Source organism: Vibrio gigantis, assembly GCF_024347515.1.
GTDB lineage: Bacteria > Pseudomonadota > Gammaproteobacteria > Enterobacterales > Vibrionaceae > Vibrio > Vibrio gigantis.
This window is the reverse complement of sequence record NZ_AP025492.1, coordinates 499,333-512,718: the sequence shown is the minus strand read 5'-3', so window position 1 is coordinate 512,718 and position 13,386 is coordinate 499,333. Positions and strand designations below refer to the sequence as shown.

The following is a 13,386-nucleotide window of genomic DNA, read 5'->3' as shown; positions in this document are numbered from 1 at the left end:
GACTATAGCTTTTCTGCGATTCGTAATACTGAGCTGCGTGAACGAGTGTTCTCATCCACTTCACCTTTCGATGGTTTGATCGCTTTACCAACAGGCTTAAGATCTGCACTGCCTAGTGCTTTGATCTGCTCTTCTGTTAGTGGCAAGCCATGTGGTACTTGCGGGCCTTGGCTTTCTTTACGAATAAAGCGTTTCACCATGCGATCTTCAAGTGAATGGAAGCTGATAACAGACAAGCGCCCCTCAGGAGCAAGAATGCTTGCTGCGCCTTTCAGGGCAGTATCGATCTCTTCAAGTTCACTGTTGATGTAGATACGAAACGCTTGGAAAGCACGGGTCGCTGGGTGTTTTTTCTCTTTGAAGCTTTTTGGAGCCACATCCGAGATAAGCTTAGCTAACTGACCGGTACGTGTTAGTGGCTCGTTCTCTTCATTCTCTTGGTAAGCAATGATGCCTTTCGCGATACGGCGAGCGTGCTTGTCTTCACCGAACTCACGGATAACCCATGTGATGTCATCAAGATCGGCTTCAACTAACCATTGAGATACAGGAATACCAGTTGTTGGGTCCATACGCATATCAAGCGGGCCATCTTTCATGAAGCTGAAGCCACGCTCAGCGTCATCTAGCTGTGGTGAAGAAACACCTAAATCCAACAAAACACCATCTACTTGACCGACTAAGTCATAACGCTCTGCATATTCAGCCATACCTGAGAACGGGCCGTGAATAATGGTAAAGCGCGGGTCATCAATCTTTTGTGCTTCTGCAATCGCTTGTGGATCGCGGTCGATACTAAAGAGTCGTCCATTCTCGCCCAGTTTAGACAGGATTGTACGGCTGTGACCACCACGGCCAAAGGTACCATCGATGTAGGTACCGTCAGGTTTGATCGCAAGTCCGTCAATAGATTCGTTAAGCAATACTGAAATATGTTTGAATGCTTCTGTCATAGTCTTCTCAGTGAGTGGATTGAGCCAATAGTTCGGCAATAATTTGTTCTGTTAACGTTTCAGTGTACTGATTTCACGCCGTATCTCCACCATATTGTGTACAGGCTTTGGGAATTTTTGACTCAGGCTCATACCAAGGTGGAGGATTTTAAGGAAATCTAAATAATTTACGTCAATATAAAGCAAAAAACCCATCACTACCGTTAAGTAATGATGGGTTCTTTATATAGGTGGAGTTGACACATACGCCGGGTTCTGTTCCGCTTGCGCGGCGGTAACCATTCGTCTAGGCCTGCAATCGCTCACAGGCTCAAGCAATCTACCCGCCCCCATACGCGAGCAACGCAATGTGAGGGCCTATTTGATCTTGCTCCGGGTGGAGTTTACCTTGCTACGAACTGTTGCCAGTCGCACGGTGCGCTCTTACCGCACCCTTTCAGCCTTACCTGTGCCTCTTCCGAAGAAATGAGGCCATCGGCGGTCTTCTCTCTGCTGCACTTGTCGTGGGCTCGCGCCCCCCAGACGTTATCTGGCACCCTGCTCTATGGAGCCCGGACGTTCCTCCCCTCTGCCAGTCTCCCGAAGGACTTCAACGTCAGTTTCCCGAAGGACCTCAACGTCAGTCTCCCGAAGGACATCAGCAAAGCAGCGATTACCCGTTCAACTCCGAGGGCGGATTGTATAGATATTAGAGTGCAGTGTCTAGCGAGATCACAAATATGCTGCAAACAGCTAAGTAAACGCATAAATTTCACACAACCTAGACAAAAAAGAGGAATGAAGGTATTGCCCTCATTCCCCACAAGTTTGAAATAGCGCTCTAGCGACTTATCCACTGAGCGACTACTTAGTTATTTAGTGTTAACCATCTAGGTGCTCAAGGCCCCACTTATACAATGCGTTCTTTTTCAGATTGTAGATTTCTGCCGTCATCGCCGCCGCTTTTTTAAGGGGTAGCTCTTTGGTTAGAATGCCTAGCGTGCGAGTCGCTTCGTCTGGCAACTCTGTGCTCGCTTCTTCACGGTGACCGTGAATCAATAACACCATCTCACCACGTTTACGGTTCGCATCTTCTTCAATCCACTCAATCAGCTCACCGAGTGGCAGCCCTTGGATGGTTTCGAAGGTTTTTGTTAGCTCACGCGCCAATACAACTTCGCGGTCTGGGCCTAAGATCTCAAGCATGTCTTGTAGAGAATCTGAGATGCGGTGCGGTGATTCGTAGAAGATACACGTGCGTTCTGCTTTCGCGATCTCTAAGAACTTATCTTTACGACCTTTGCTCTTTGGCGGTAAAAAGCCTTCAAAGCTGAAACGATCAGACGGTAAACCAGACGCACTCAACGCCGTAATCACAGCACAAGCACCAGGAAGTGGCACAACTCTCACACCCGCTTGACGACATTGTGAGACAAGATGGTAACCTGGGTCACTAATTAAAGGAGTACCCGCATCAGAGACTAATGCGATAGACTGACCTTCTAATAACCTTTCGACTAGAACTTGCGCTTTAGTTTGTTCATTATGATCATGTAAAGCGAACGTTCTGGTTGATATATTGAAGTGAGCAAGCAGCTTACCCGTGTGGCGTGTGTCTTCGGCTGCAATAACATCGACACTTGATAAAATTTCAATTGCTCTTTGAGTGATATCTCCCAAATTTCCGATTGGGGTTGGCACAATGTAGAGAGTTGGGCTCTCTGTGAGCAAGGTTTTGTTATCTGTCATTTGTTTACCATCACTTCAACGATTAATATAGATACAAATATATACGGAATTTAAAGAACTCATGGCAACGATGAACCATAAGAGACTCAGTGTACCACGCTTACTAACTCCAATTGCATTAGCAATTACATTGGCGGCTTGTTCTTCAGGTCCTCAAGCACCAACGAGCGTTGATATTACACTAGATCCAGCGCAATCAACTGAAAGTTACATGATGCAGGCGGATAGTAGCAAAGGAAGTCTACAAAACGACTGGTTAATCATGGCGCTTAAGGCTTCTGTACAAGCTGGAAAAACCGATCAAGCAACTCTGCTTATTAAACGCATAGCAAAACAAGAGCTGAGCGAAACTCAACAAGCTGAATGGCAATTAGCCCGCGCTCAACTGTTGATGAATAACTCGCAGCCTGCACAAGCTTATAGCCAACTGAATTTTCAGCCTTGGTGGAAGCTACCTGACGAACAGTGGAAGGATTATCACGAGCTACGCGCAAACATTTCTGAAATGCAAAGCGAGTATTTTGAAGCAAGCCGTGAGTTAGTTCTTTATTCAGAGTATCTAAACGCTGACAACGAGATCCAACAACAAGCTGCTGACCGTATTTGGCAGAACCTAAATACCTACTCTCAATATGAGATTCTAGAGCTTAAGACTTCTCCAACAGAAGACGTTCTTGCAGGTTGGTTACAGCTAGCGATTTACATGAAAACGCTAAACTCAAACCTTCCAAACTTACAGGAAACCCTGTCTGACTGGTTAGCCGAGACCCCTCAGCACCCTGCTGCGACTTACACACCGCAAGCAATCACTGACATTTTGGCGTTAGAGATCAGCAAACCAACCAGTACTGCACTGCTGCTGCCGCTAACGGGTAAATATGGTAAGCAAGCACAACTGGTACGTGATGGCTTCATTTTTGCGATGATGAACGACAAAGAGCGCGAAGAAGATGCGACGCTAACGGTTATGGATACCAACGTACAAAGTGCCGCTGAAATTAAAGCGACGCTAGAAGAAAACAATGTTGATTTCATCGTTGGCCCACTGATTAAGAGCAACATCACTAAGCTTCAGCAAGCGCAGAAAAACCACGAGAACTCGATTCCAGCTTTAGCTCTGAATATTCCAACTCAGCTAGAACCTGACACCAATATTTGTTATCTCGCTCTATCGCCTGAACAAGAAGTCGCTCAAGCAGCCAAGCATCTATTTGCTCAAGGCTACAAATACCCGCTTATCCTTGCGCCAAAAGGACGTTTAGGTGAGCGTGTTGAGCAAGCATTTAAGGAAGAGTGGAAAAAGTACAGCAACAACGATGTGGCGATCAGCTTGTTCTCTGACAAACGCCAACTGCAACGTAACGTGAATCAGGTATTCGGCTTGCAGGAAAGCCAACAGCGTATCGCGCAAATGGATAACCTACTTGATCTCGACCTAGAAACCGAGCCGCGCAGCCGTCGTGACATCGATTCTGTCTACATCGTGGCGAAGAACTCAGAGCTAACGCTGATCAAACCTTTCATTGAAGTTGCGATCAACCCAGACGCTAGCCAGCCTGCCTTGTTCTCGAACTCACGCAGCAATAGTGGTGATAAGCAGTATGAAGACCTAACTGGTGTGTTCTACAGCGATATCCCACTATTGGTTGAGAATAAGAGCCAGCTTAACAAAGAGCTAAACGACCTATGGCCTGCACATTCAAATGGCCAAAAACGCCTGCAAGCACTGGGAATGGATGCATACTACCTAATGGATGCACTGCCACAAATGAAAGCCGTGCAGGGTTACAGCATTCCGGGTGAAACTGGTGTGTTAACCATCGATAACAACTGTGTTGTTCAACGTGAAATCAGCTGGGCGGAGCATGGGGCTTTTTAGCCGAAAGTTCCTATCCAAACCAGACGTCACCCACAAACAAGTGGGTGATAAATACGAGGCCGTGGCAAAATCTTATCTGATTAACCACGGTTTATCGCTAATAGAAGAAAACTTCATAGCAAAATGTGGCGAGATTGATCTTATAATGCGCCATAACAATACGGTTGTGTTTGCTGAGGTAAAATACCGCAAGCAAACCCGCTACGGACATGCCGCTGAAATGGTGACTATCAAGAAGTCACAGAAACTGCTCAAAACAGCCAATGTTTGGCTTATGCAGCAAGGCTTGTCGGTGCACTCTACAGATTTCAGGTTTGATATTGTTGCCATTGAAGGGCCGAATGACCATATCAACTGGATTCAAAACGCGATTACCCAAGGATAAACATGCTAGACAGCATTAAAGAAAGTTTCACAGAAAGTATTCAAATCCAAATTGCGGCTGCAGAAGCACTGCCTGACGCAATAACGCATGCCGCTCAAGCAATGGTTGCGACCTTGCTCAACGGAAACAAAATCCTTTGTTGTGGTAATGGTGGTTCGGCATCGAATGCTCAGCAATTTGTATCGTGCCTACTCAACCGATTTGAAACAGAGCGCCCTAGCCTTCCGGCGATGGCACTGATGGCGGATAACACCACGCTGACTGCAGTGGCAAACGACTACCACTATGAAGAGATCTTCTCTAAGCAGGTACGTGCATTTGGTCAAACTGGCGATATTCTGTTAGCTATCTCTACCAGCGGTAACAGCAAGAACATCATCAAGGCTATGGAAGCGGCGGTAACTCGTGATATGACAATCATCGCTTTTACTGGTAAAGATGGTGGTGAGATGGCAGGTCTGCTTGGTGAACACGATGTAGAAATTCGTATCCCTTCACACCGTACAGCGCGCATTCATGAAGTACATATGGTGACACTACACTGCCTATGTGACCTAATCGATCAAGTACTCTTCCCAGCTCACGAAGAGTGATATACGGAGCATCACAATGAAATCATTAACCTCTATGAGGCTGTTTAAGCTGATTAGTGTTTCGCTACTTACACTGTCTCTGTCTGGTTGTGCTGGCATTTTCATTGCTGGTGCAGCAACCACAGCAAACCTAGTCACTGACACGCGAACCACCAAAGAGATTTGGAACGATAACAATATCGAATTTGAAGTTGCAGCCATCACCAATAAACAACCATACCGTGGAAGCGTGCGTGTTACCGCTAGCTCTTACCGTGGCTCTGTCGTTTTAATGGGCCAAGCAACGACAGACGCTGAACGCCGTGCTTTTGAAAACCAAGCAAAAGAAGTAACAGGTGTCGAAAGTATACATAACCAGATTCGAGTGAAAGAGCCATTGTCTGTGAGTGCTATCAGTAAAGACAGTTGGATTACCACTAAGGTAAAATCAGCTCTACTTGCTAATGCTGAACTTAACGGCATCAAAGTAAAAGTGATTACTGAGGATTCAGAAGTATTCCTGCTTGGACTAGTAACTCGAGAGCATGCTGATATCGCGACAGAAGTTGCACGTAACATCTCGGGCGTAAAACAGGTCATTCGAGCGTTTGAATATGGCGAAGAAGAGACAACGGTTAACTAGCCTTAAACCCTTAATATTAAATGCTATTTAACAGAAAAGAAAAAGCAGCGACGAGTCGCTGCTTTTTTTATTTGAGGCGTTATGTAACTAACGCTATTTGATAACACGAAGACTTGGGCGACCTTTCGCTGGACGAGGTGGCTCAGGATCTGAGTCAAGCTCTTCAGCATCTACCTCCGCCGTTGCTACGCTCAAAGATGGGCCTTTTTCTGGTTCTTCAAAAGGACTTTCTTCAATTCCTTCTTCAAACGCTTCCATGTAAGCCTCTTCAGGTTCAAACATGGTACCAGCACCATTTTCTCGAGCATAAATCGCTTGTACTGCGTAAAGCGGAACGATCACAGAGTGTGGACGGCCACTAAAGCGAGCACTAAACGTCACAGCTTCGTTACCCAGCTCAAGTTGTCCAACAGCACGAGGCGCGATGTTCAGAATGATCTGACCATCTTGAACAAACTCTTCTGGAACTCGCACGCCCGGCAATGTTGCTTCAACAACAAGGTGTGGAGTTAGTTCGTTATCAACCAGCCATTCATAAAATGCACGAAGCATGTATGGTCGGCGTGGAGTCATATTAGAAATATCCATAACGCTTAGCGAACGAGTCGCATCTCGCGCTCAGCTTCAGTTAGAGAAGCTAGGAATGAATCACGTTCGAATACGCGGTTCATGTAAATCTTAAGCTCTTTTGAACCCGGGCCAATTAGTTCGATACCAAGCTCAGGTAAACGCCATAGTAGCGGAGCTAGGTAACAATCAATTAGGCTAAACTCTTCGCTCATGAAGTATTCATATTCAGCGAAGATAGGAGCAAGAGTCAGTAGGTCGTTGCGCAGTTTAACGCGAGCTGCTTCAGATTCTTCAGCGTTGCCTTTAACGATCTTCTCTGCAACTGAATACCAGTTACGCTCAATGCGGTACATCATTAGACGACTGTTACCACGAGCAACTGGGTATACAGGCATCAACGGTGGATGAGGGAAACGCTCATCTAGGTATTCCATGATGATCTTTGAGTCATATAGAGCAAGCTCACGATCAACAAGAGTAGGTACTGATTTGTACGGGTTCAGTTCAACAAGCTCTGCTGGTAGATTTTTTTCATCAACCAACTCAACTTCAACACTTACGCCTTTTTCAGCAAGAACGATGCGCACCTGATGGCTATACATATCAGAAGCACTTGAGAAAAGAGTCATTACAGAACGTTTATTGGCAGCTACAGCCATGGAGCCCTCCAGTACACTTTAAATAAAAACAATGGAGGCCTAAAGCCTCCATTGAACATTAACATAATTTGGGAATTAGCACGGTATTATAGCACAATTAGTGCACATCACGCCAATACTCTTTCTTAAGCAAAATCACAATGATAGTGAAGATGACTAAGAAGGCCATTACCCACCAACCCATAGCGTGACGCTCAAGTTGAACTGGGTCGCCCGAGTAAACCAAAAAGTTAACAAGGTCACGAACCGCTTCGTCGTATTCACCAGAGCTTAGTTCGCCAGAGCCGTCAGTCTCAGTACCAACAACTACTGTTACCTCTTCGCCGTCTACCATATGAGTATCGTAGATTGGTGTCGGGATACCTTGCAGCTCTTCAAGAACGTGCGGCATACCAACACTTGGGAAAACAATGTTGTTCACACCAAATGGACGTGATGGATCTTCATAGAATGTACGAAGGTACGTGTATAGCCAATCTGCGCCACGAACACGAGCAACCAAAGTTAGATCAGGTGGCGGAGCACCAAACCAACTTGCCGCTTGCTCAGAAGGCATAGCGTTAACCATCAAGCTACCGATTTTCGCTTCTGGGTCGAAAATTAGGTTTTCTTTCATCAGATCAACAGGGATCTCTAAATCATTCGCAACACGTTCATAGCGCTGGTACTGCGTTGAGTGACAAGCGAAACAGTAGTTCATGAACATCTTAGCGCCATTTTGCAATGAAGCTTTGTCTGTTAAATCATTGTTCGCTTTATCTAATGGTACGTTTGCACCCGCTGCCATCGCCAGTGACGGCAACATAGCAAATAAAATTACAATCCACTTTTTCATTTGAATGTCACCCTTTCTGGTAATGGTTTCGTCGCTTCATTTTTACTGTAGAACCACAGTAGAACGAAGAACATGAAATAACCTAAGCTAAAGATTTGAGCTAGTAACGTGTATGTTGGCGTTGCTGGAAGCGCACCAAGTACACCAAGCGCAATAAAGCTTATTGTGAATTGGATGATGTTAATCAAATGCAGTTTGCTACGGTAACGGTAAGAACGAACCTTACAGCGGTCGAACCACGGCAGTAGGAATAGCACAACAATAGACGCGCCCATTGCGACGACACCTAACAGCTTATCAGGAACAGCACGAAGTACAGCGTAGAACGGCGTGAAGTACCAAACAGGAGCGATATGCTCAGGTGTTTTCAGCGGGTTTGCAGCTTCAAAGTTAGGCGGCTCAAGGAAGTACCCACCCATTTCTGGGTTAAAGAACAACACATAACAGAAGAAGAATAGGAAACCAGCAACACCAACCATATCTTTCACTGTCCCGTATGGGTGGAAAGGAATAGAGTCAATGATGTCGTATTTCTTAGTGTAATCCTTGTGGAATGGGAACTGAGTTTTGTAGTCGTCGCCCATTGTACCTTTAGGAAGCTTAGTCTCGATACCGTCTGGGTTGTTCGAGCCTACTTCATGCAGTGCTAGTACGTGAAGCACGATAAGCAGCAGAAGTACGATTGGCAGAGCGATAACGTGCAGTGCAAAGAAACGGTTCAGCGTTGCACCGGAGATGATGTAATCACCACGGATCCAAAGCGTTAGGTCATCACCGATTACAGGGATCGCACCAAACAGAGAAATGATTACCTGAGCACCCCAGTAAGACATTTGACCCCATGGTAGTAAGTAACCCATGAAAGCCTCAGCCATAAGCACTAAGAAGATCAACATACCGAAGATCCAAAGTAGCTCACGAGGTTTTTGGTAAGAGCCGTAGATTAAGCCACGGAACATGTGCAGGTAAATAACAACGAAGAATGCCGAAGCACCCGTCGAGTGCATGTAACGCAGTAGCCAGCCGTATTCCACATCACGCATGATGTACTCAACAGAAGCAAATGCACCGTCACCAGACGGTACGTAGTTCATTGTTAGCCAAATACCCGTAAGGATTTGGTTAACCAATACCAACATTGCTAAAGAACCAAAAAGGTACCAAAAGTTAAAGTTCTTAGGCATCGGGTATTCAGACAAATGCTTTTTATACGCATTCATCGCGGGTATACGTTTCTCTACCCAGTCTAGTAGTCCTTGCATTATGCATCTCCCTCGTCAATACCGATAAGGATCTTGGTGTCACTTAAATACATATGCTTTGGCACAACAAGGTTCAACGGTGCAGGTACGCCTTGGAATACTCGACCTGCCATATCAAACTTCGAACCATGACAAGGACAGAAGAAACCAGACTTAACACCCTGAACTTGTTCTGCAAAAGAATCCGGCAGGTAAGTTGGAGAACAACCTAAGTGCGTACAGAAACCAACAGCAACGAAGAATTCCGGCTTAATTGAACGGAACTCGTTCTGTGCGTATTCTGGTTGTTGTTCAGCTTCAGATTGAGGGTCACGAAGTTGACCACCGATCGCTTTTAGGTTCTCTAGTACCGACTCAGCACGGCGTACAACCCATACAGGTTTACCTTGCCACTCGACACGAACCATTTGTCCCGGTTCTAACTTACTGACTTCCACTTCCACCGGCGCACCCGCAGCTTTCGCCTTGGCACTCGGATTCCATGATTTAATAAAAGGCACGGCTACAGCAGCTGCTCCTAAACCACCAACAACGGCTGTTGTTGCGGTTAAGAAACGCCTGCGACCGTTATTTAAAGGCGCGTTGCTCATCCAAACATTCTCCCATTTGCTCCTTATGGATTGAAATAATTCCGATTAAAGAGCATGGCTAACAAAATATGTATTTAGTTCTATTTATTGACGGCAAATGATAAATAAAACCCTACTTTTTGACAAGATAAAGCTACCTTTTTGTAACAATCATGAGGCAAAGCGCACATTGGGTTACAAAAGCTTTCAAAATATAAGAATTTGGAAATAAAACGAGGAGGGAAAAGCGTTTAGAGGGGGGATAAAAACAAAAAGCCCGGCATATAGCCGAGCTTTGAACCACAATTCCAGTCGTAAAACTGGGAGCGTGTACTTTTTCGTAAAGAAAAATTAACGCTTAGAGAATTGAGGTTTACGACGTGCTTTACGTAGACCAACTTTCTTACGTTCAACGCAACGAGCGTCACGAGTAACGTAACCAGCTGCACGTAGAGCAGGACGTAGAGTTTCATCGTACTCCATAAGAGCGCGAGTGATACCGTGGCGGATTGCGCCAGCTTGACCAGAAATACCACCACCAGAAACAGTGATGTAAAGGTCAAGTTTCTCAGTTAGTTCAACTAGCTCAAGAGGTTGCTTAACAACCATACGAGAAGTTGGACGACCGAAGTAAACATCAAGGCTACGCTTGTTGATTACGATCTCACCAGAGCCTGGTTTGATGAAAACACGAGCTGCTGAGCTTTTGCGACGACCAGTGCCGTAGTATTGATTCTCTGCCATTTTCATAATCCCCTTAGATGTCTAGTACTTGTGGCTGTTGAGCAACATGGTTGTGCTCAGTACCAGCGTACACTTTAAGCTTACGGTACATCGCGCGGCCTAGAGGACCACGTGGAAGCATACCTTTAACTGCTAGTTCTAGAACCATTTCTGGTTTCTTAGCAATTAGCTTTTCAAAAGTGATAGTTTTAAGACCACCTGGGAACTCAGAGTGACGGTAGTAAACCTTACCCTTAGCTTTGTTACCAGTTACAGCAACTTTCTCAGCGTTAACAACGATGATGTAATCACCAGTGTCTACGTGAGGAGTGTATTCTGCTTTGTGCTTGCCGCGTAGGCGAGAAGCGATTTCACTTGCTAGACGGCCAAGAGTTTTGCCTTCAGCGTCTACAACATACCAGTCGCGTTTTACAGTTTCTGGTTTAGCAACGAAAGTTTTCATGCTAATAATTACCTATTTAAAAAATTTACACTTAAGGAATACTCGCGTATTCCCACTGTCTAAGAGTTACCATTCATCACCCCTTCGAGTGTTGGAAAACTCTTGGCATAACGTGATTTTACTCATCGCTAGAGGCCCGCAGTAACGGTAGGTCGCAGGATTATAGAGAAGAGCGAAGAAAAAATCACCTCTTTTTGAACAAAATCACGATTTTTTTAATTCTATTTCTTAATCGAGATAATCAAAGCTAACTTAAGTGTTCTTTTGCCAAATATTCATGGCTCTGCATTTCAATTAAACGCGACTGACAACGTTTAAATTCAAACTCTAGCTGACCATGAGTATATAGCTTTTCTAGCTCCACTTCCGCTGAAATAATCAGTTTTACATTACGCTCGTAGAACTCATCAACTAACGCAATGAAGCGTCTCGCAGCGTCATCTGAAGTCGCATCCATTTGCAACACATCCGCTAATAGAACCGTGTGATAGACCCGAGACAACTCAATATAGTCGTTCTGACTACGAGCAGACTGACAGAGCTGAGCAAAAGTACCATGCAGTACGCCATCACTCGCTTCGACTACATCTAATTGGCGGTGATTAACCTCAATTTGCTTAAGCTTCTCTTTATCTTCACCAACGAGCTGAGCGTAGTACTTTTCGAGGTTGATATTCGCTTGGCTATCTAGCGGGTAATGATAAATCTCGGCCTGTTCTAAAGTACGTAGACGATAATCAATTCCGCTATCAACATTAAGGATATGACAGTTATCTTGAATAAGCTTAATCGCAGGTAAGAAGCGCGCTCGCTGTAACCCATTGCGATACAGATCCGCAGGTGGAATATTTGAGGTCGCGACTAAGATAACATTTCGAGCGAATAACTCCTGGAATAGAGTTCCTAAAATCATCGCATCGGTAATGTCTGAAACAAAGAATTCGTCGAAGCAGATAATGTCCGCTTCTGCCTTCAATTTGTCAGCCACTAAAGGCAATGGATCACTAACATTACCTAGCGCCTTTAGTTCATCGTGAACTCGATACATAAAGCGGTGAAAGTGAACTCGCATTTTTTTAGTGGTCGGTAAGGCATCGTAGAACGTATCCATTAGATACGTTTTTCCTCGCCCTACGCCCCCCCAGAAATAGAGACCTTTTGGTGGTTGTGGTAGCTCTGGCTTTTTGCCCAGTAATTTCTGGAGTCGAGTCAGTTGAGGAATAGGCGTATTCATGTAATTTTGGAATTGATGAAAGAGTTCATCTAAAGATTTAACGGCTTGCTCTTGTGCAGGATCTCTTTGAAATCCATGTTCTTTTATATCTTGTTCGTATTTTTTAATGGGATTCATGACGACATTTCCACAATGAAAGCAATATCAGACAGCAACTAAAATGAGCCCAAACAGTACGAGAAATAACGTAACGTGGTGAATAAAGCAGCATCAAACTGCTAACTAGCGCACACGCATTTCTCTTTATACTGCGGCTATCTCATAGTACCATGGAGCCGTATCACGTGTAACTAAGCAGTAACAAACATGTTAAAAAACAATAATAAGGAGCTGTTATGCCTTGGATGTATGCCGTTGCCGGTTTACTAGTCGGAGTTATTTTAGGGGTCGCTATTTCTCGTCTCATGACACCTGAATACAAAAAACAAAAGAACGTACAGAAAGAATTAGATAGCGCAAAGTTTGCCCTTGAACAGCAGCGACAAGAGCTGGCTGATCACTTTGCGAAATCAGCAGAAATGTTGGACACCTTAGGTAAGGACTACACAAAACTGTACCAACATATGGAAAAAACCAGCTCAGAGCTGATTCCTAACTTGCCAGAGCAAGATAACCCGTTTGTGAAAACAGCGGCTGCCCATTCGGACAAGCCACAAGAGAAGTCTTCAGTAAAAGAGGCAACACTTGACGAACAGCCGAAAGATTACGCTAATGGCGCAACAGGTTTATTTGCAGAGCAGAAGAAAGAAATCATGGATGCTCCCGATGTTGTAACAGCAAAAGCATCGTAAACATTTAACACTTCTGTGAACTTTACAAAGGTTTTTGAGTCATAACTTTCACTCAGGTCATTTGAAACTTCTCATACTTATTATACGTATAAGAGGGTTAAGACCTTAACTAGAGAGGAG

15 protein-coding genes and 1 other RNA gene are annotated in these 13,386 nt (G+C 44.8%); 5 read left to right on the top strand and 11 right to left on the bottom strand.

Annotation, left to right across the window (positions count from 1 at the left end; genetic code table 11):
- Positions 1-2: 2 nt before the first annotated feature.
- From rsmH to rsmI, 3 genes are all read right to left on the bottom strand, one after another.
- Positions 3-953 carry a 16S rRNA (cytosine(1402)-N(4))-methyltransferase RsmH gene (rsmH, locus tag OCV56_RS02355; protein ID WP_017059280.1) on the bottom strand — a complete coding sequence of 317 codons (951 nt, stop codon included), beginning with the start codon at positions 951-953 and terminating at the stop codon, positions 3-5.
- Positions 954-1,181: 228 nt separating this feature from the next.
- An RNA gene (rnpB, locus tag OCV56_RS02350) (RNase P RNA component class A) lies at positions 1,182-1,621 on the bottom strand.
- A 193-nt stretch (positions 1,622-1,814) separates the two neighbouring features.
- On the bottom strand, positions 1,815-2,681 hold the full coding sequence (gene rsmI, locus OCV56_RS02345; protein WP_086714228.1) for a 16S rRNA (cytidine(1402)-2'-O)-methyltransferase: 867 nt from the start codon (positions 2,679-2,681) through the stop codon (positions 1,815-1,817).
- Between the two features lie 61 nt (positions 2,682-2,742).
- On the opposite strand from rsmI, the gene OCV56_RS02340 reads away from it, so the two are divergent.
- Genes OCV56_RS02340 through OCV56_RS02325 form a run of 4 tightly spaced genes read left to right on the top strand, consistent with a single transcriptional unit; the run spans position 2,743 to position 6,160 of the window.
- Positions 2,743-4,560 carry a penicillin-binding protein activator gene (locus OCV56_RS02340; RefSeq protein WP_086714229.1) on the top strand — a complete coding sequence of 606 codons (1,818 nt, stop codon included), beginning with the start codon at positions 2,743-2,745 and terminating at the stop codon, positions 4,558-4,560.
- Positions 4,547-4,945, top strand: coding sequence for a YraN family protein (locus OCV56_RS02335; RefSeq protein WP_086714230.1), 399 nt, complete (start codon positions 4,547-4,549; stop codon positions 4,943-4,945). The genes OCV56_RS02340 and OCV56_RS02335 overlap by 14 nt, the downstream gene beginning before the upstream one ends.
- Positions 4,946-4,947: 2 nt before the next feature.
- Positions 4,948-5,538 carry a phosphoheptose isomerase gene (locus tag OCV56_RS02330; protein ID WP_010434705.1) on the top strand — a complete coding sequence of 197 codons (591 nt, stop codon included), beginning with the start codon at positions 4,948-4,950 and terminating at the stop codon, positions 5,536-5,538.
- Positions 5,539-5,554: 16 nt separating this feature from the next.
- Positions 5,555-6,160 (top strand): BON domain-containing protein, encoded by a 606-nt coding sequence (locus OCV56_RS02325; RefSeq protein ID WP_086714231.1) that lies wholly within the window; start codon positions 5,555-5,557, stop codon positions 6,158-6,160.
- Positions 6,161-6,253: 93 nt separating this feature from the next.
- On the opposite strand, the gene sspB is transcribed toward OCV56_RS02325, so the two are convergent.
- The 8 genes from sspB to zapE all read right to left on the bottom strand — a co-directional run bounded on the left by sspB (position 6,254) and on the right by zapE (position 12,592).
- Positions 6,254-6,733 (bottom strand): ClpXP protease specificity-enhancing factor, encoded by a 480-nt coding sequence (sspB, locus tag OCV56_RS02320; protein WP_190960484.1) that lies wholly within the window; start codon positions 6,731-6,733, stop codon positions 6,254-6,256.
- Positions 6,734-6,753: 20 nt separating this feature from the next.
- Positions 6,754-7,389, bottom strand: a complete 636-nt coding sequence (gene sspA / locus OCV56_RS02315; RefSeq protein ID WP_009848943.1) for a stringent starvation protein SspA — start codon at positions 7,387-7,389, stop codon at positions 6,754-6,756.
- A gap of 97 nt (positions 7,390-7,486) precedes the next feature.
- Entirely contained in the window at positions 7,487-8,224 is a 738-nt protein-coding gene (locus OCV56_RS02310) for a cytochrome c1 (protein ID WP_017629360.1), read from the bottom strand.
- Positions 8,221-9,486, bottom strand: coding sequence for a cytochrome b (locus OCV56_RS02305; RefSeq protein ID WP_086714233.1), 1,266 nt, complete (start codon positions 9,484-9,486; stop codon positions 8,221-8,223). Before OCV56_RS02305 ends, OCV56_RS02310 begins: the two co-directional genes overlap by 4 nt.
- Positions 9,486-10,076, bottom strand: a complete 591-nt coding sequence (petA, locus tag OCV56_RS02300; RefSeq protein WP_061019062.1) for a ubiquinol-cytochrome c reductase iron-sulfur subunit — start codon at positions 10,074-10,076, stop codon at positions 9,486-9,488. Before petA ends, OCV56_RS02305 begins: the two co-directional genes overlap by 1 nt.
- A gap of 330 nt (positions 10,077-10,406) precedes the next feature.
- The gene (rpsI, locus tag OCV56_RS02295; RefSeq protein WP_004740758.1) at positions 10,407-10,799 is read right to left on the bottom strand and encodes a 30S ribosomal protein S9; all 393 of its coding nucleotides are present in this window, start codon (positions 10,797-10,799) and stop codon (positions 10,407-10,409) included.
- A gap of 13 nt (positions 10,800-10,812) precedes the next feature.
- Positions 10,813-11,241 (bottom strand): 50S ribosomal protein L13, encoded by a 429-nt coding sequence (gene rplM / locus OCV56_RS02290; protein WP_010434689.1) that lies wholly within the window; start codon positions 11,239-11,241, stop codon positions 10,813-10,815.
- Between the two features lie 247 nt (positions 11,242-11,488).
- On the bottom strand, positions 11,489-12,592 hold the full coding sequence (gene zapE, locus OCV56_RS02285) for a cell division protein ZapE (protein ID WP_086714234.1): 1,104 nt from the start codon (positions 12,590-12,592) through the stop codon (positions 11,489-11,491).
- A 218-nt stretch (positions 12,593-12,810) separates the two neighbouring features.
- Between zapE and zapG the strand changes: the two genes are divergently transcribed.
- On the top strand, positions 12,811-13,266 hold the full coding sequence (zapG, locus tag OCV56_RS02280) for a Z-ring associated protein ZapG (protein WP_086714235.1): 456 nt from the start codon (positions 12,811-12,813) through the stop codon (positions 13,264-13,266).
- The last annotated feature ends 120 nt before the right edge of the window (positions 13,267-13,386 follow it).